Raw genomic sequence first — 17,715 nt, forward strand, 5'->3', positions numbered from 1 at the left:
TCCCCACGTCGGCGGCCACGATCGGCTTCAGGCCCGGGAATCCGAGCGAGGAGTCACGACAACATCAGGGCCGGGGCGGACAGGGAAAGCCCGCCTGAGGACCGCCTGCTCTCTGTGAGTTTCATTTGTTTTGCCTGTGCATCGTCCGCCGCTCCTTGCGCCTTCTGGTTGCCCGGAGCAAGCTGTTGCTCACATGGTGAATTGATCCATGACGAGGGGACCAGGGCGAGGGCGCCGCGGACCTTGCTGGGGGCGATCCCGCAGCAAGGGCGGGAGCCCGCAGAACGGGAGGCACGTAATGAAGCGTGCAGTATCCAGGCCGACTAGATTTCGAACCGTCGGCATTTACTCATTGATTGCCGCGGTTGTAGTTTTCGGAATTGCGCTTGTCTATTTTTTCCGGGCGTCCGTCACTCCGCCCACTGCTTCGCCGCCGGGAACCTCTATGCCTCCCACCACGACGGGAGCCTCCACGCCTCCCACGTCGACGACGCCTTCTACCTCGACGCCTCCTAGTGCGGCGCCCGGAACTTCGGCGCCTCCTACCTCGACGCCGGGACCCTCCACACCTCCGGTGAGCAATCCGACGGTGAAGCGCGCGACTTACCAGCAGGTGCCGAACCAGGTGCTGTTTGCGCTGGACAGCTCCGGAAAGCCGAACATTTCCGGAGACCTGACAAATATCGTGCAGGGTGACGCGGGAGATTGTTATTTCCTGGCAGCCTTGATGACGGTCGCCGCTCGAGAGCCCGAAACCATCATGAACATGGTCCGCGACAACGGCGACGGCACTTACACCATTTCATTCCACAGCAGGTATGACGGGGTCGCCAATCCCGTGACGGTAACCGTTGACGGTGATCTTCCGTATCGCCGCGGCAAGCCCTTCGAAAATGGCATCGAAAACATCGATGGCAAGAACGTTTCCTGGGCGGCGATCATCGAGAAGGGGTGGGCCGCCGCGAACGGCAACAGCTATAACAGCATCGATGGCACCGATCTCAGTAATCTCCAGGACCACGATGTGCACAATGCCCTTTATGCCATCACTGGCAAGGAGGGCGTCGACCGCAATCCCGGCGGCCCCATGACGGGAGTGAGCTTTGATCAGATGCAGCAGGATTTCTCGAATGGTCTCGTCACACTGGGGACGTCCAACTCCGAGGGCGAGCTGGTAGCCGACCATTCCTACGCATTGCTGGGCGTAAATACCGCAGACCAGACAGTAGTGGTGGGGAACCCGGAAGGCGGCCAATCGACGCTGACGTTTGACGCCTTCCAGTCCTCGAACATCAACCAGTACATTGCCTTACCGACCTATCCCTGAGGGGACTGTTGAACGGACGACGGCGGCGAATTTCAGTTGAGTTATTGGGGGCTTACCTGCGAGCGCGGGGCTCAGTCGTTGATTGCCTCGATGCCAAGCCGCTTGAGCTTTTCAAGGTGCTCAAGCATGGCTCGGCGCACGTGAGGGGAGTGGCCCTCCCAGTCCAGGACTTCGCTGAGTACTCGTAGTGGCCTTCGGGTGCGGTAGGACCTGGTCGGGTTGCCCGGAAATTTCTTGTCGGTCAGGTTGGGGTCGTCCTCGATGGGGCCGGTGGGTTCCACGCAGTAAATCCTGCCGTGGCCCTCGCCCATGGCCAACTCCGCTCCCCAGATGGCCGCATCCATGGTGGCGGTCAGGTAGATGAAGTTCGCTTTGGTCCGCTCGCCGTAGTTGGAGCTGTAGCCGGGTTCCAGGAGATCACCGGGCTTCAGGTCGGCTTTGGTGCCGTGGTAAAACGGTCCGGCGTCCTGCCTGTGAGCAGTGTTGGTGAGGTCCATCTGTCGAGTCTGCACGATCCTGAGGCATTCCTCACCTGATCCCCCCGCGGGATGCTGCAGTCCGGCCCGCACGAGGGCCGGTCCCGTCCGGTCCCGAGGGCTAGGCAACCACCTTGTTCATCAGCTCGTTCTTCTCCGGGGTGACCTCTACCGGCAAATTGGGCCTGACACTTTCGTTGAACCAGGCATCGTGCTGCTCGGCGCTCTCCCAGATTTCCACGACATTCACCCCGTTTTCACGCTCCCATGCGTAGTGCGCAATGAAACCGGGGGAGGCCTTCAGCTTGTCGACGAGCTTGGCAGCGATTGATTCATATTGTTCCCGGGTCAGGCCGGGAACAAGGCTGTTGGTCAGGATAGTCATGACAGACTCCTTAGGATCCATACGCCGGCCGGGCGGACGGATTCCGCGGACGGGCTGGCACAGCTGAATGTACGCCCACAGGGACAGTGCCGGCAGGGTCGTTCCGGACTGGCGGGAACGAGATTTATAAGTGCGAGGTCTGTTCTTCCGCGGTAATTGTCTGGGGGTGCATTGAGCGGGTGCGGTAGGGGACTAAGGAGAGTGACGCCCCGGCCTACTTGCGAAGGCACGCGCCATTCGCCACAAGGGTCATCGGATACTAGGGGCGCCGGGCGGTGCCCCGGGGCCCGACGGCAGATTCGGGCACGTCCGCTCGTACGGTCGGCCGGGTAGTAGGGCAGTCCACTCGCTCATCGACATGTTTCGATTGACCAGGGCACAGCCGGTTTGGGCCCAAGACGAGAAGCCCGGGTCCCACAGGCGGGCGTTTCTGTCCCAGCTCGAGGACGCGACGAACTTGCTGTCGGGGGTGAACGCCACACCGGTTACCTCAGCGTTGTGCCCGCTGAGGGTTATGGGGGGAGACTGCGTCGAAGCGACGTCCCAGACCCGGACCGTCCGGTCTTCGCTCCCGGAGGCGAGCAGGCGACCGTCGGGGCTGAAAGCGACGCTTCGCACGACGTCAGTGTGCCCACTGAGCGGCGCACCGATCCTCTTTCCGGTCGCCGCGTCCCAGAGCAAGACGTTGTTGTCGGAGCCGCCGGAGGCCAGCACACGCCCGTCCGGGCTGAAGGCCACCCCGTAGACGGGTCCTTGGTGCCCGGTCAGTGGTCCGACGGATCGCCCCGAGGCCGGGTTCCAAATACGGACTGTGCCGTCAGCCGACGCGGATGCTATCGAACCGTCGGGGCCGAACGCGATGCTGTTTACGGCGTCCAGGTGGTTGAGCTGCGGCACCGTATGGTGCTCGCGCGACGTCACGCTCAGGATCTGCACGCTGCCGTCGTCGACGCCTACGGCGACGTGCTGACCGTCCGGGCTGAATGCCACATCGGTCAAGACCCCGCTGGCCGCGATGGGGGGCCCTGGAGGCGCCCGGTCCCGGCATTCCAGAGCTTCAGCACGCCATCGCCGCCGACAGAGGCGAGGGTGTGCCCGTCCGGGCTGAACGCCACGGCGTTCACCTCCGAGTTATGAGGTAGGGCCGGGCCGCGGGGTCGCATGGAGGGCACGTCCCAAAGTTGCGCAGTACCGTCCACACTGGCGGTGGCCATCACGCCACCAACAGCACTCATCGCGACGTCTTGGACGTAGTCCATGTGTCCGGGATACGCGCGGCTGACCGAATTGGTCTCGGCGACATCCCAGAGCCGCACCGCGCCGTCCCACCCTGCCGTGGCCAGTGCAGACCCGTCGGGACTGAAGGACACTCCCTCGACGTCTTGCGTGGAACCGAGGAGTGGCAGGCCTGCGGCCTGGCGGCTTGCCACCGTCCACAAGGTGACGGTGTGGTCCGCATTCGATGAGGCGACGAGCCGACCGTCCGGGCTGAAGGCCAGACCGCGCACCTCCTCGCCGTGGCTCGCCAGCGGCCCGCCCAGAGCCTTGCCGGTACGGGCCTCCCACAGCCGCGTGTCTTTGCCAGTTCCGCCAGCGGCAAGGATCCGGCCATCCGGACTGAACGCGACCGCCAGGACCTTCTCGCCGTTCACGAACTCCTTCAGGAGTTTGCCGGACTCGGGGTCGTACGTCCGAACGATCCCGTCCTCTCCCGCCGCGGCCACCACTCCGGTCCGGCTGAACGCCACGCCGTACACCGCGCCGTCCGTGCCGGTCAGAGGGCTTCCGCGGAGACGGTGGGACGTGATGTCCCAAACCTTCACCTGGCCGTCACCACCTGCCGACGCGAGGAAGCGGCCGTCGGGGCTGAATGCCACATCCCACACCCAGGCCCCATGCTCCAGAGCCGCACCTTCCGGGCGGCCGGTGCCCGGGTCCCAAATCCGGATGGTCCCTCCGCTGTCTCCGGCGGCGAGCAGGTGCCCTTCGGGACTGAATTCGACTCCCCACACTTCCGCCTTTCCCGGTAGCGTGTGACGCTCGTGGCCCGTCGCGGCGTCCCACAGGCGCACGGTCGTGTCGCCCCCGCCGGACGCCAGCAGCTTGCCGTCGGGGCTAAACGCCACGCCGTGCACCTGGCCGGTGTGTCCAAGGAGCATTTTGGAAGGGTGGGTGACACGCGCCAACGCCGTGATCAAGCCCGGTGCTGGCTCTGCGGATTCGGCACCGACACCGAGGCTGTGCAGTCCGGCGAGGATCGCGGTATGAGGCTGTGAGTCAACCAGCCGATCCGCTGCCGCCGCCAGTTGTCGGCTCAGCGCGAGATCGGCCTGTTTCTGTGCCTCTTGGTTCTGTTGCCACGCAATTGCACCCGCGCCGAGCGCGAGAACGAGGAAGACGGCGAGGCCGCCTACAAGGGTTCGCAGGCGCCGGTTCGACCGCTGCGCTGTCTGCAGCTCTCGCGCGGCAAGTTCGCGGCTTCTCTCGAGGAAACGGCGTTCGAGGGGGGTGAGGTCTCGCAGGCGATCCTCGGGCCAGCGGTCGAAAACGGCCAGCCGCCTGCCGCGCAGAAGAAAGGACTCGTCCGCGCCGGCCTGCTCCCAGTCCGCGGCGAGGCGATCGAGCTCCGATCGAAGCTGCAGCCATTCCCGGGCCGCGTCAATCGCCGTGCGTAGCGGCGGCCACTGCCGCAGCAGCGCCTCGTGTGCCACGTCCACCGCGCCCTGCACACCGTCGTCTGCGCGGTGCCCGTCGTCGGTCGTTGTTGTGTCTGCCGCGCTGGTGAGCAGGCGTGCCTCGACGAACGTGTCGACGACGGTACGTTCGTCCGGCGCGAGGCTTCGGCGCTGCACCCGCCGCCGGGTGGGCTCACCGTGCTGCTCCACCGACACGAGTTTGAGCAAGGTGGGTAGGACCTTGGCGCCAAGCCCGCGCCGGGTTAATTCGTCGAGGATCTGGTCGGCGCGTCTCGTCAGGGCGCCGACGACGCCTCCGACAGTCTCGTAGTCGCTGCCGTCGATCCTGCCATCTACTCCAATACGCTCGTAAAGCACCCTGAGCGTGTAAGCCAGCAGCGGCAGCGCGTCGCCCTGCTCCGCATCCTGCGCAATTCGTTCGATAAGCCCGGGCTCGAAATCCACGCCGGCACGTTGCGCAGGCCCTGCAATGACTTGGGACAGCCGTGACCGGCTGAGCGGCTCCACCACCAGTGAGTCGTTCATCGCCTCGCAAAGTCCGGCCCGCCCAGGAGCGGTCGACAGAAACTCCGAGCGGACCGTCGCGACGACCCACAGCGGGGAGCGTTCTCGCGTCACAGCTCCCGCGAGCAGCTGCAGGAACGCTTCCTGCTCACGTGGCCCGGTGAGCGTCAGCAGTTCCTCCGCCTGATCGATGACCACGAGCACTTTCGGCCGCTCCGAGCCGGGGCTGCCGTTCAGTTCGGCGAGCTCTATGGCCAGGTCGAAGAGAGCCTTGGGGCCCTGCTCGAGGCGGGTCGCCAAATCGACGCGGGTGTACATGCCTCCGTGGACGCCGAAGCTGTCCGCCAGACAGGCGGCGAGTTGCTGCCTGGGATTTGAACCGGGTCGCAGTGGTGGCAGGATCACCCAACGCTGGTTGAGCCGCGCCATGCGGGGCAACAGTCCCGCGCGCATTAGCGAGGACTTGCCGCTGCCCGAGGGGCCAACGATCCCGATGAACCGGCCGGTTCCGCGTTGCAGCGTCGGTTGCAGCAGCTCGAGGAGCCTGCCGACCTCCGGACCACGGCCAAAGAAGACCGCGGCGTCCTCAGCCTCGAAGGGCCTCAGCCCCGGGTATGGGGCTCGATTGGGATCCCACGCGAACGACTCAAACGGGTCGAGGCCGGCAGCCAGCAGGCCGCGCCGCAGGCGGCTCAGGGCGGGGTCTCCGTCGGCCAGATCAATCCATTGCACGTCGTCGAGCAGGTCGAGCCTCGCGCCTGGCTCCACACGGACGGGGATCACGGCCTTGCCCAGCGCCCGGGCCAGACTTACCTCCGCGAAGCACCATCGCGACGTGGTCGACGCCGCGCTGGCCAGAAAGACGACACCGTCGCATTTGCGCAGTTGGGCGTAGAGTTCGCGCTCCCAGTCCCGGCCTGCGCGGATGCCGTCGTCGGGGTCGAAGTCCACAAACAGGGCAACGTACCCCTCGGCTCTCAGCCAGTCGCGCACCTTCTCGGTAGGAACGCGGTCCCTCGAGCTGTGGCTCACGAAGAGCGACGTCATGGCTACCTCGGTGCCTGTATGGGGGCCGAACGCCGCTCCATCCGCGTCACTTGCGGGGTGGCAAGACGAATTCGATGCACTTCGGGCTGCTGGAATCGCAGTTCTCCGGGGAGATCACGTACACCATCTGGTTCAAGAAGAACTTATGGCTGGAATCGGAGCACTTATAGTCGCTTGGTCTAATGGTGCTTGGATCCTTTGGCGGCATCCGCTCGCAGGAGAACTCGTGGGGATTCACGACGCCGCCCCCGAGATAGTTGGAGCCCCGCGGTAGATAATCTTTGTTGTCGTCTTGGGGCTTCGTAGTGAGGGGTTCACTGAAGTTCTTACCCCGACAGTTGTAGGTTTCGTACTTGTCCGACCAGACACACGTAATCTTGCGCGGGGGCACCGTTCGACCCGCTTCGAGGTTAAACTCATTTGCCACCACGGAGATCTTTGAGCCTTTCTTGTGATGGTTGGCGGACGCCGAGTCGGAGGTCGTCAACGCAACAAGACCTGCCACCAAAATTGCGATCAGGGCCGTGATGAGCATGAAGAACGACCGTCCCCTTGCCGTGGGCCCTGGCTTGGTCTTCCCCCTCCCACGGTGAAACGTTTCATTCGGAGGGTTGGAAAGAGCGTCATGTCTGGGTGTGGGGGACTTGGCGGGGGCCGTTTCCACCGAAGAATCACGCATCTCTTGCTCCAATCTGAGGAGTTACCTTCTGAGGGGTTACATAAGGCGCCTTTAGCGTGACGCTATCGGACCGACGTTATTCCAGCGTTACACCTGAGGCCTTTTCCAGCACTGCAGAATTGAGCAGCCCGGCCCAGGGGAGCGATCAAGAAAGGCGTTGTTGTCCAGTAAAGTGGGCAGGCCTTAGACTCCTGTCACACGCGGTGGTGCCCGCCACACAAAGTCTTCGCCGGACAGGCCTCCACCCGCCATGGCCGCCATATTCAGCAGGAACAGGCCCGGGATTCTCACAACTGGGAAACTTCAGTCAGGAGCCTGACGTGGATCAAAAAGATGTCGCGTCCGAGAAGACCGAATGGGCAAAGATGCAAGGATCCCTGCCACAGCCCATCGATCCCGCTGCGACAGGCCTGGTTTGGCGAGAATTTTGTGCCCAGTTCCAATGGTATGACCATGCGGCCACTCGAAACCGCAGGGCATACCAAATCCTCAAATTCCTGGCACTCGGCGCAGGGGCCGCTGTAACAGTGCTGGCCGCCCTGGGTGCTCCGGCACCCATCACCGCCAGCTTTGGGGCCGCCATTGTTGTCATCGAGAGCGGCCAGCAGATCGGGCAGTTCCATCCCAATTGGATTAACTACAGGACCAGTGCCGAAACGATGCGCCAACACGGCTTCTTTTATGCCGCCGGCGTGGCCCCTTACAACGATCCGCACACCCGCTGTGACCGCTTGGCCCAGGTCATGCGCAAGACCATCACCGCCGAAAGCGGCACGTGGGCGGACACTGTGCGGAAGACGATTCGAAATGGCGAACAATGAAGCACCGGTATGCCATGGACCGGACAGGGGAGCTGCTCACATCAATGCGAATGTTCCGTCCCGACCGAGCAGGAATAGAGAAGCCGGGCCGCAGCGCTGGACGTAGGGTGAAATGCGCGATGAATCACTATCCAGGAGGGCGTATGCCATACACCGTAGATTTCCAGAACGTATCCACCGTCGGGCTGGAATCGTCCCCAGTGGCGGAGGCGCTAGCAGGATTGCGCGCCAACGAGGCGCGCTATTACAAGAACAAGTACGACCACGCTCTCACGGTCATGCCTGCAAGTGAGGAGCCGGAGACGCTCGACTGGGTAAACCGTGTCCTCAGCGAGCGCAACATCGTCATTTCAGCCCGTCCGTTGGAAGTCACTTCCTTCGAAGCGGACGGTTTTCGGATGGCTTACGTGTTCTACGAGTCCGGCCTGTCTGTAAACGTGATGTACGGCATCGAGGACGGGGCGAAGCGTGCAGTGGGGTTCAAGCTCTCAGAGGGCATGGAAGTTCCCGATGAGCTGGCGTCCAGCTTCAAGTTCGCGCGTCAGAAGTCGAAGCTCGCCGGGGTCATCCGCGGCTCCTACTTCGTGATCAAGGGCGAGTACTGAGCTTGGGGTGAAAGGCAGACATGTTGCCACCTCGCATGAGCCTGCGGACACGGCTACGAGGGCCCCTGGCGGTACGGTGAGTTCATGAGCGGCCATGAAGGGGACGTCCCGTGGGGTGACGTGCAAACAGCCGGGCCCTCCGCATCCTGGGCGGAGCTGCCCGAGAATGGCTGGGGAGCGCTCATGGGATGGTCGGCAGGCCACGGCAACCTGGGCCGCCACCGGGGGAGGCTGCGGGCTGTGCCATGGTCAAGATCCTTCGATGGTTGCTAATCCGTCCCAAGGAAGCGTTGCCGGTGGCCTCTTGGAGTAGCCCTCCATTTGTCGGAGCCTCTGGATGGCTCCCCCTGCTTCCGCATGATTCAGTGCGGCGGCTGCCTTCAGAGCCTTGGGGAATGCCGGTTTTCCGAGGAGCACCTGAACCTAGCCTGAAATCACGCCTGTTGCCGGTCCCCGGGCCGCGGTCCCGTCGGCCGTTTCGTGAGGGACGTTCCGGAGCATCCAGGAGGCAAACCAGATGATAGCCGCGGCCAGACCGACCAGTCCCAGCTGCAGCACCGTCTCTGGAAAGACCGTCCGCAAGGCGATGGGAATGGCACTCGCGGTGTAAAGGAGGACCGCTCCCTTAGGCACGCTTGAGTCGCGCCAAAGCGCCACCATGAAAACCACCGTGCCGAGCAGGAACAGCACTGATACCGCTGTCAGGGCGATACCGAGCGGGCCCGCACGCAACGCCATGATTACACCCGGATCAACGTAGGGAAAGACAAGGTTGAGAACAAACTCGACCCCGACGAGGCCAGCCAGCGAAATTACCGTCAGCGCGGCACCCGAGGCGCCCAGCGCCCCGGTTTTGCGGGAGGTCACCAAATAGATTCCGATTACCAACCCGATAGCGGCCATTTGGGCAACCGGTGCGGCCAGCTGCGTGAAGGGCGACGTCGGGATGACCCCAGCCCGCTTGGCCGCGTTCACCACCAATATGGCTCCTGAGAGAAATCCGGCGAACGCGGAGACCTTGATCAGCACGGTGGGTAGGAATACCTGGATTTTCGAGGACATTTGAGGCTCTTGTCTGTGTGGGTAATGCGAGAGATAACGAGTGTTCAATGTGCCTGAGCGGGGCGGGCGGAAGGGTGCGAGGTTCGCACGGGTCCTTGGGCGCGCCGGTAGATGAAGTATTCGGCCACCGCCAGGCTGATCACCCATGAAGCCCCTATCAGTAGCGCACGGGTAAGCTCGTCTACCGGTCCTACCAATAGAACCCAGGGAATAGTCACTACAACGATGGTTCCCTGGGCAACGCCGATGGCGTACGCCCGGGACATCCACTCACTGTGACGGACGTAGTTCCGGCGCCGTACAGCGATGAATCCCAGGACAAGGCTCGCCACCATGGCTGAGCCAAAGACCAGTCGAAGGACGAGAAGAAGCGTCCCGTCCAGGGGCGGGAGGTCGTAGAAGACCGCCATCCAAAGGCCGGACAGGGCGGCGAGCAGGCCGGCGGGGACGAGAATGCGCCCGGCGATGCGGTGCCAGCTGGGCCCGCCGCGCTTGCCCCGGCGAAGCGAGGGAGCGAACTGCAATGCCCCGAGCAGCAGGTACACGGTGACAGCGGGTATGTGGATGAGCACGGGGGTGGGCGAATCGAAGAACCGCGCGTTCTCCGGTGATATTTCACCTCCCGTCAGGTCGGCCAGGCGCACCGCACCGGCGATCACCGGGACGAGGCTGAGGAAGATCAGGGCGGCGGGCACGATCCACCGGACCCGGGGCTTTGGCCGGGGGCGGGGAATGGTTGCGGGTGTCATGATTTCGCTCTCTGGTCGATGCGCTCTCACGCACCCGCCGGGCTGGATTAGTCCAGGAACCCGGAGTCTTTGCTCGGGCAAGAAGCCCGGTGGGCCGTGGCGGCCGTCGGCATCACGCAGTCGTGAGCGTTGCTGCCGGGTTCAGTGGAGGATCGAGCGGGCCTTGGTCGAGCCGGAATGGCGGGTACTTGTCGCTCATCAGGGCCGCATACGTGATGGTGCGAAGGGACCAGCGGTTGATGCCCATAAGCAGGTCGAAGATTCCGAGACGGTAGACACCGGTGAAGAGCAGGATGACTCCTGCGATGCACACCAGCAAGCTGAGCAGTGAGATGCTCGTCGTTGATGAGGATGTCAGGCTTCCGGTGAGGGCGGCGACTATGAGCAGCTGGGGCAAGGCGAACAGCCAGGACTTGAACAGCACCTTCCAATGGGAGAGCTTCACTGGGTAGGCAACGTCGAACTCCGCGGGATAGTCGCTGCGGGCCAGTGTGAAGGGCGGATAGTGGTCTGTCCCAAGAACGCCGTATGCGTAAAATGCCACCCGCCAGTTCCAACGGAGGACTCCCACCGAGAATTGGAAGAGCGACGCCGGATAGCGGCCGGTGAACAGAATCGTAAATCCCGCGGCCACTGTCACAACGAGGAACGCGATCCACAGCAGGGCCAGGATGATGTAGTGGGGGATGACGAGGATCCACTTGACCAGCCAGAGCCACCGTGACAGGCCTGGGTCAAGATGCCCGGTGAGTTGTGCTGGCTCGTTTCCGACCCGGTCGGCTTCCTGTGAAGCCCCGGGCGCGATGCCTCTTCCCAGGCCTGCAGCTCCGACGATGATCAAGACCACGGCGGCCCCAATAACGACCCATGCGGTAGCGGGAGCGTCCACGCCCCACGGAAGGGAACGGTAGGCCGACAGCATACCCACCGTGGCGAGTCCGAAGAGGACGCCCACCACAACGAGGGCCATGGGCAGCGCGGACATTCTGGCTGTAGGCGAGTCAGGTCCCCGGGGAGAACGGCCGGGCGTTGACGTTGACATGGCTTTCTTCTTTCCTGAAGGGCCGAGGGCTGGAGTGCCAAGGGTCGGCCGGGCCCAGGGGCCCCCACAGCACCCTTTCGTACGACGTACGGCCAAGTTAGCGTACATCGTACGAATAAGCGATAGGCGGAGGCCTCTAGACGGGTAGCGACGGGACGTTCTCCCTTGCCGGCGGAGGGGCAGACCCTGCGCCTATTGCGCCTACTGAGGTTGACGGGCGGGAGTTCCGCTTACGCGCCGGGCGGCTGGTGCGTGGCGTCGTCTTTTGGATTGGGAATCGAGCGGGCGAGCCCGTCGAGTATGACGTTCAGTCCGAAGTCGAACTCGTCCGCGAAGTCGTAGCCGGGCTTGAGGACGTGCTCGGTGGCAATTTCGACCAGGTGGGGGTACTGCCCGTCGGAAAAAAGCTCAACGATCGATGTGGCCACCTCGGGCGCGGCGTCCGGGCCGTGGAAAGGCAGGGCGGCTTCCTGGAGGGCGGCTCCGTAGATGTAACTGTCGAGCAGCGCGTAGGCATGGGCTGTCATCTGAACCGAGAATCCCGCGGCCCGAAGGGTGGCCAGGGTCGCCTCATGATGGCGCAGGGTCGCGGCGCCGGGGGATGCCCGGGTTTCCAGCAGTCCGACCGCCCAGGGATGGCCTTTGAGTGCGCGGCGCACTGCGTGGGCCCGCCGGTACATTTCGTCCCGCCACTCACCTTCCGGGGATGGCAGATCGATTTCGTCGAAGACCATGTCCACGATGCCATCCAGGATCTCATCCTTGTTGGCCACGTAATGGTAGAGCGACATTGGCTTCGTTCCCATGCTGATCGCCAGGGAGCGGATGGTCAAAGCCCCAATTCCAAATTTGTCGGCGAGGTTCAAGGCGCAAGCAAGGACCCTCTCCCTGCTGAGCGGAATGCGTTGCGGCGACAGGTTTCGTGCGGTGGGTGACATCAGGGGCTCCCGGCCGTAGCAGTTTCGTACAGCGTACGTTACCATAATCGTACAGCGTACGAAGATGCGGTGCAGTCCCATTCGAATGGAGAACGGCCATGACACCCCACGGTCAGAGAGTTGGAGAAAGTTCGTCCGCAGGCGGAGCGTCCGGAGGGGAAACGTCGATGCGGGCAATTGTGCAGGAGACCTACGGGTCCGCCGATGTCCTGCACTTGGCGTACATTGCCCGCCCCGGAATAGGGGAGAAGGAAGTTCTGGTCCGTGTGCACGCGGCTGGACTGGACCGGGGCACCTGGCATGTGACCACGGGTCTGCCCTATGCGTTGCGGCTGGTCTACGGGATCCGCGCCCCTAAAAACCCTGTCCCGGGACTGGATCTGGCCGGCACTGTCACAGCAGTCGGGGCAGCAGTGACCAGGTTCTGCGTCGGGGACGAGGTCTTCGGTTTCGGAAAAGGCCCGTTTGCCGAGTTCGCCGCGGCGCCGGAAAACAAGCTCGGCCGTAAACCTGCCAACCTCACCTTCGCGCAGGCATCCGTGGTCCCCGTCTCGGCCAGCACCGCCCTGCAGGCGCTCCGCGCCGCCGGCCCGGTGACGCCGGGGCAGAAGGTTCTGATCCTTGGCGCCTCGGGCGGGGTGGGCAGTTATGCGGTGCAGTTGGCCAAGGCTGCCGGTGCCGTGGTCACGGGCGTGAGCAGCACCGCCAAACTGGACCTGGTTCGCTCCCTCGGCGCAGACCACGTCATCGACTACACGCATCAGGACTTCGCCGACGGCAGCGAACGCTACGACCTGATCCTGGACATCGCAGGGAACCCCACCCTTGCGCGGCTCCGCAGCGCGCTCGCCCCTTCGGGAACGGCAGTCATCACCGGCGGGGAGGAAGGCGGATCCTGGACCGGCAGCCTGGACCGGCAGCTGCGGGCTCTGGTCCTCTCCCCGTTCATCAGCCAGCGGCTGACCATGGTTATGGTCAAGCAAGGCGCAGCGGATCTCGAGAACCTCCGCGGACTCATCGAAGCCGGGAGCCTCAAACCGGTCATCGACCGCACGTACACCCTGGATCAGGTCCCGGAAGCCATGCGGTACTTCGACGCCGGCAAGGCTCGCGGAAAAGTCGCCATCACTATTTAAGCCCAACAAGCATAAGAGAGAAGCATGCCATGTCAGTTTCAATGCCGTACCGCTCTGTGCCCGCACCGGCAACCCACCCACCAAATCCCTGCGCGCACCGAGCTTGAGCGCCGGAATTGCCCTGCTGGTCATGGCAGTACTGTCCGCGCTGGCAAACTTCGGTGCCTTGGAAAACCTCATCACCCCCGATGACACAGCCAGCACCGTCGCAAACATTTCCGCCTCCGAACCGATGTTTCGGATGGCCATCGCCGCCTGGCCGCCATATCAGCGATGACCAAGCCGGGGGAGTGGCCCCGGTCTTCGCAGTAGCGGTTGAACCGGCGCTTCAACGCAAGTTCAGACACGAGCGTGCCACATTCGGACGGAAAGAGATCCAGCCAGTCGGTCATATGTCCGTGGCCGCGTTCCGCCGTCAGGACTCGAGTCAAAGCAGACTTGCGAGGGATGCGCCCGGAAATACTGTTCGCAGGCGGTCGTCCGAATGTCTCCCACAGGATGCCTCACAACACCCGTCGTCGAAGCATTTACGCGGGTCAGAGTGTTTGACCGAGCGAAACGGTTCCTTCATGGGAGAGGGGCGGAGTCGTCGGCGATATCGCAACAGATGCAATAATCAAAGTTCTACTTGACATAATGTCGATTATCGGCGTTCTACTAGGGCACGTGGAAGCAGGTGAGAACCCGCCTCACAGCGGCTCACGAGGTGTCGTCGTTAGTCAGGCGTGGCTTTGGGATCACCCGCGCCCACCTAACGGCGCGCCGCGGTTTTCGTGCCGGCCGCCGAAGTAGTTTGCGTTGAAGGATGAGCAGAAAGGCTGTGACCATAGCTGCGAAGATTCCGCCCGGAAGATACGCCGCCGCGGCGAACTCGACCCGTGAAACTCAGCCGACATACTGTCTGTCATGGCCATCGGACTGAAATTAGGCATCACCTAGGAACCGGGCAACGGGCACCACGCCAACCGGTTCCGTATCTCAGGGTCGCTGTTCCACGGCGGGCCGGCGGACCAGGATGCTGATACAGGCAGGCGCCTCACGAACATCGCGGGGCAGAGTCCGCGGGACCCATTCGCCGGCCGTGGGCCTCCCGGAATCATGTTGCCTCAGGTCGGACTTCGGCTGGGGCGGTGTCCGCATCGGGGTTCGCGCCGGTCCGCTGCACCTTCACGAACGGCGCCGGTTTGTCATCGGCCGGCCGAAAAGAGAACCAGACGGCGACTGCCGCCGTGACCCCGACGGCCACCGCCCCGGCAATCAACCATGCTTTTCCGGACGCCGTCCGCCTCGACTTAGCCGCGCGGGTGGCCCTACCTGCCGGGACAAACTTCAGCGCACCCCGCTTCCGGCCCTCGTGAACACGGGGAGCCAGAGTTTCCACTCCGCCGGCGAGTTCGTCAGCGAGCCGTCGCAGGCCGGCCTGGATCCTCGGGGACGCAGATTCAATCCCGGCATCGAGCCCCGCGACCACTTTTTGCAATGTCGCCTCGACCTCGGGAGTGGCCCACTCCCTCCCCTTGGTGAACTGGGACACGAGATTATCTGCAAGATGGCGGACCTGTTCGGCCTGGGACTGGGGTGTTGCCGTGCGCATGGGTGCCTCCTAGGTGTGACGGATGCCCATAGCTTACGGCGGCTGGCGCCGTCGAAACAGATCCTCCCGGACGCGGCCCCCAAGAACGCCCGGCGTCCCCGCCTTCCTGTGCGAATCCGGTCTGCAGATTGGTACTTGAGATGCGTCTCCCAAGCAACCCGGACCTACGACACGACGACGCCCGCGGCACCTTTGCGCTACGAGATCGAGAAATAGGCGAATACGGACTTGGTCCGAACCCGCGCAGTACCGGACGATTCCGGCCTTCCCGGAGTTCGGTCGGGTGGCGGGGATTCCTTGATTACTGGCTCTCCCCCGCCGGTCCGGAACGCTTCAGACCAGTCAGCCACCCTATGGCGCGCTACGGCTGCCGTATCTTCCGTCACCTTCGCGATCACCTCGACCGGATGCGTCAACTCCCCCGCCGTGTCACAATTCGGGGCTCGGCGGTGTCCTATGTTCAACGGACGGGTTTTAGCGAAGGGAGTTGAAGTGTCAGCACGTTTTCGGGTCGTCATTATCGGGGCGGGGTATGCCGGGGTGATGGCGGCGAACAGGCTCGCGGGGAGTAAGCAACTTCCCGAGTCCCTCACTGTTACCATCGTCAATCCAGTTGCCGACTTCCTTGAACGAATCCGCCTTCACGAGGTTGCCGCCGGGAGCAGGGCGTCAGCGGCGGTGCCGATGCGGTCAGTTTTGAATCAGCGTGCGGACGTCATTGCGGACTCTGTTTTGAAAATCGACCCAATAAACCGTCAGGTGTACTTTTCCAGCGGCCGCGCACCGCTCAGCTATGACGCCTTGCTCTACTCCGTTGGCAGTACCCAGGCCGCCAAGGCACCGGTGGGGGCGTATGGATTGCAGGACGCAGAATCCGCAGGCCGTTTACGGGCCAGGCTGTCCCAACTGGAAGAGGGCGCACGCGTCAGCATCATCGGAGGTGGCTTGACCAGCATCGAGCTCTCAGCGGAAATTGCCGAAAGGTATCCAGGGTTGCAGGTCCGCCTCGTTTCGCGGGGGGTCATTGCCGACACGCTTTCCCACTCGGGCCGACACGCGGTGCGGAAGCGGCTTTCGGCGCTCGGCGTCGAAATGATGGACAATACCGATGTGCAGGCCTGCGACAGCTCGTCCGTAAGAACTTCAGGCGGGGACACTCTGACGTCTGACTGCACGATCTGGGCCGCGGGGTTCGGCGCGCCGGCCCTGGCTCGTGACAGCGGATTGCCGACGGATGCGGAGGGCAGGCTCATGGTCGACGAATCATTGTCCTGTCCGCAATATGCTGACATCTTCGGGGCGGGCGATGCTGTTCGAATCCCGGACTCGGTAGCCGGTCATCTGCGCATGAGCTGCGCGGCAGCCTTGCCGCTGGGCGCCCATGCTGCGGACAGCATCCTCGCCCGCCTGCAAAAGCAGGCCCCTGCTCCTCTCTCGGCGGGGTACGTGCTGAAATGCATCAGCCTTGGACGCAAGTCGGGGCTGATCCAGACGGTCACTGCCGATGACCGGCCACGATCGTTAGTGGTTCGAGGCCGCCTTGGCGGGCTGGCGAAGGAGCAGATCTGCCGAATGACGCTGGGCTGGATCAGAGGCGAGCTTCGCCGCAGCGGTTCGTACAAGTGGGCCAAGGGTCCGCTGCCGACGGCAGCCCGGTAAGACCGTGGGAGCCGCAAACGTCTTTGAGGAACACCGATCCCTGCTTTTCACCATCGCCTACGAAATCACCGGAACAGTGACAGACGCCGAGGATGTGGTTCAAGACAGCTACCTGAGGTGGTCGGGAGTGGATGCCGACGCCGTCGGAAACCCGCGGGCCTATCTGGCCAAAACCGTGACCCGCCAGGCACTGAATTCGCTGCGCACGGCGCAGCGGCGCCGGGAAGACTACATCGGCCCTTGGCTCCCGGAGCCGGTGGTGACCGTCCCTGATGTTGCCGAGGACGCTGTACTAAGTGATTCACTGTCAATTGCCATGCTCGTGGTCCTTGAGACCCTCTCCCCTGATGAGCGGGCCGTGTTCGTCCTCCGCGAGGTGTTCGATTTTTCCTATGCCGAAATCGCGGAAGCCACGGACAAGTCGCCCGCAGCAGTCCGCCAGATTGCCAGCAGAGCAAAAGCGCACGTACACGCGCGGCAGCCGCGCTTCGAAGTGGACGCCCAACGGCAGAAGGCGGTCACTGACCGGTTTATCTCAGCGACCCTTGGCGGGGACGTCCAGGCACTCATGGACGTCCTTGCTCCCGGGGCCGTCCTCTTCTCAGACGGTGGCGGAAAAGTCACAGCAGCCCGGAAACCCGTGATCGGCGCAGACAACATCACCCGATTCCTCGTGGGTATCTCCAAAACTCCTGTCCCCAACATGCGCATCGCACTCTCAGCAGTGAACGCGATGCCGGCGATCATCATCTACAGCGGAGATGTCGTTGACCTCGTCGTCATAGTGGAATCCAACAATGAACACGTGACCGGTCTCTACCTGGTCAGAAATCCGGACAAACTCGGTGAGGCCACTAGAGCCCGCCAGCTCAGCAGGATGCTTCCGCGGGCCTGAATGGAAACGTCCTTGACACCTTGCCGGTTGCCCTGTCGAATCGGTCCCAGACTGCTCGTAGAAAAGAGAAAGGCCCGGACCAGACCAAGGAGAACCGGAT

The 17,715-nt window shown here is 63.4% G+C and carries 18 protein-coding genes; 8 read left to right on the forward strand and 10 right to left on the reverse strand.

Translation table 11 applies throughout. From position 1 onward, the window contains the following. Nucleotides 1–574 precede the first annotated feature (574 nt). Nucleotides 575–1,327, forward strand: coding sequence for a C2 family cysteine protease (locus BM372_RS13515; RefSeq protein WP_090955977.1), 753 nt, complete (start codon nucleotides 575–577; stop codon nucleotides 1,325–1,327). 71 nt (nucleotides 1,328–1,398) lie between these two features. Here BM372_RS13515 and arr read toward each other — a convergent pair whose 3' ends face one another. From arr to BM372_RS13540, 5 genes are all read right to left on the reverse strand, one after another. Next, complete coding sequence (arr, locus tag BM372_RS13520) at nucleotides 1,399–1,824, reverse strand: NAD(+)--rifampin ADP-ribosyltransferase (protein WP_090955978.1); 426 nt, start codon at nucleotides 1,822–1,824, stop codon at nucleotides 1,399–1,401. A gap of 100 nt (nucleotides 1,825–1,924) precedes the next feature. Further along, the gene (locus BM372_RS13525) at nucleotides 1,925–2,188 is read right to left on the reverse strand and encodes an antibiotic biosynthesis monooxygenase family protein (protein ID WP_177236009.1); all 264 of its coding nucleotides are present in this window, start codon (nucleotides 2,186–2,188) and stop codon (nucleotides 1,925–1,927) included. A 249-nt stretch (nucleotides 2,189–2,437) separates the two neighbouring features. Continuing rightward, complete coding sequence (locus BM372_RS13530) at nucleotides 2,438–3,178, reverse strand: WD40 repeat domain-containing protein (protein WP_256214275.1); 741 nt, start codon at nucleotides 3,176–3,178, stop codon at nucleotides 2,438–2,440. Nucleotides 3,179–3,183: 5 nt separating this feature from the next. Next, entirely contained in the window at nucleotides 3,184–6,435 is a 3,252-nt protein-coding gene (locus BM372_RS13535) for an nSTAND1 domain-containing NTPase (protein ID WP_090955981.1), read from the reverse strand. A 46-nt stretch (nucleotides 6,436–6,481) separates the two neighbouring features. Next, nucleotides 6,482–7,114, reverse strand: coding sequence for a hypothetical protein (locus tag BM372_RS13540; RefSeq protein ID WP_177236010.1), 633 nt, complete (start codon nucleotides 7,112–7,114; stop codon nucleotides 6,482–6,484). A gap of 320 nt (nucleotides 7,115–7,434) precedes the next feature. Here BM372_RS13540 and BM372_RS13545 point away from each other — a divergent pair, with 320 nt between their 5' ends. From BM372_RS13545 to BM372_RS21285, 3 genes are all read left to right on the forward strand, one after another. After that, nucleotides 7,435–7,935 carry a DUF4231 domain-containing protein gene (locus BM372_RS13545; protein WP_090955983.1) on the forward strand — a complete coding sequence of 167 codons (501 nt, stop codon included), beginning with the start codon at nucleotides 7,435–7,437 and terminating at the stop codon, nucleotides 7,933–7,935. A 143-nt stretch (nucleotides 7,936–8,078) separates the two neighbouring features. Continuing rightward, a complete protein-coding gene (locus BM372_RS13550; RefSeq protein WP_090955984.1) occupies nucleotides 8,079–8,540 on the forward strand; it encodes a phage tail protein in 462 nt (153 codons plus the stop codon). 84 nt (nucleotides 8,541–8,624) lie between these two features. Further along, on the forward strand, nucleotides 8,625–8,813 hold the full coding sequence (locus BM372_RS21285; protein WP_371261743.1) for a DUF5956 family protein: 189 nt from the start codon (nucleotides 8,625–8,627) through the stop codon (nucleotides 8,811–8,813). Nucleotides 8,814–8,963: 150 nt separating this feature from the next. Here BM372_RS21285 and BM372_RS13555 read toward each other — a convergent pair whose 3' ends face one another. The 4 genes from BM372_RS13555 to BM372_RS13570 all read right to left on the reverse strand — a co-directional run bounded on the left by BM372_RS13555 (nucleotide 8,964) and on the right by BM372_RS13570 (nucleotide 12,226). Continuing rightward, a complete protein-coding gene (locus BM372_RS13555; RefSeq protein WP_090955985.1) occupies nucleotides 8,964–9,602 on the reverse strand; it encodes a hypothetical protein in 639 nt (212 codons plus the stop codon). 44 nt (nucleotides 9,603–9,646) lie between these two features. Beyond that, nucleotides 9,647–10,351 carry a DUF2306 domain-containing protein gene (locus tag BM372_RS13560; protein WP_090955986.1) on the reverse strand — a complete coding sequence of 235 codons (705 nt, stop codon included), beginning with the start codon at nucleotides 10,349–10,351 and terminating at the stop codon, nucleotides 9,647–9,649. A gap of 112 nt (nucleotides 10,352–10,463) precedes the next feature. After that, nucleotides 10,464–11,336, reverse strand: coding sequence for a DUF4389 domain-containing protein (locus tag BM372_RS21090; protein ID WP_371261744.1), 873 nt, complete (start codon nucleotides 11,334–11,336; stop codon nucleotides 10,464–10,466). Between the two features lie 287 nt (nucleotides 11,337–11,623). Then, on the reverse strand, nucleotides 11,624–12,226 hold the full coding sequence (locus BM372_RS13570; protein WP_256214251.1) for a TetR/AcrR family transcriptional regulator C-terminal domain-containing protein: 603 nt from the start codon (nucleotides 12,224–12,226) through the stop codon (nucleotides 11,624–11,626). A 272-nt stretch (nucleotides 12,227–12,498) separates the two neighbouring features. On the opposite strand from BM372_RS13570, the gene BM372_RS13575 reads away from it, so the two are divergent. Both BM372_RS13575 and BM372_RS20500 read left to right on the forward strand, forming a co-directional pair. After that, nucleotides 12,499–13,467: an NAD(P)-dependent alcohol dehydrogenase gene (locus tag BM372_RS13575; RefSeq protein WP_090955989.1), complete on the forward strand. Its 969-nt coding sequence runs from the start codon at nucleotides 12,499–12,501 to the stop codon at nucleotides 13,465–13,467. A gap of 103 nt (nucleotides 13,468–13,570) precedes the next feature. Further along, the gene (locus BM372_RS20500) at nucleotides 13,571–13,744 is read left to right on the forward strand and encodes a DUF4386 family protein (protein ID WP_143111486.1); all 174 of its coding nucleotides are present in this window, start codon (nucleotides 13,571–13,573) and stop codon (nucleotides 13,742–13,744) included. Nucleotides 13,745–14,563: 819 nt separating this feature from the next. On the opposite strand, the gene BM372_RS13585 is transcribed toward BM372_RS20500, so the two are convergent. Next, nucleotides 14,564–15,061 carry a hypothetical protein gene (locus BM372_RS13585; RefSeq protein ID WP_177236011.1) on the reverse strand — a complete coding sequence of 166 codons (498 nt, stop codon included), beginning with the start codon at nucleotides 15,059–15,061 and terminating at the stop codon, nucleotides 14,564–14,566. A 492-nt stretch (nucleotides 15,062–15,553) separates the two neighbouring features. Between BM372_RS13585 and BM372_RS13590 the strand changes: the two genes are divergently transcribed. After that, nucleotides 15,554–16,720 (forward strand): NAD(P)/FAD-dependent oxidoreductase, encoded by a 1,167-nt coding sequence (locus BM372_RS13590; protein WP_256214253.1) that lies wholly within the window; start codon nucleotides 15,554–15,556, stop codon nucleotides 16,718–16,720. Nucleotides 16,721–16,724: 4 nt separating this feature from the next. Then, nucleotides 16,725–17,615, forward strand: coding sequence for an RNA polymerase sigma-70 factor (locus BM372_RS13595; RefSeq protein WP_090955991.1), 891 nt, complete (start codon nucleotides 16,725–16,727; stop codon nucleotides 17,613–17,615). The last annotated feature ends 100 nt before the right edge of the window (nucleotides 17,616–17,715 follow it).

Origin of the sequence: Arthrobacter sp. ov118, from assembly GCF_900116495.1 — a bacterium.
Taxonomy (GTDB): domain Bacteria; phylum Actinomycetota; class Actinomycetes; order Actinomycetales; family Micrococcaceae; genus Arthrobacter.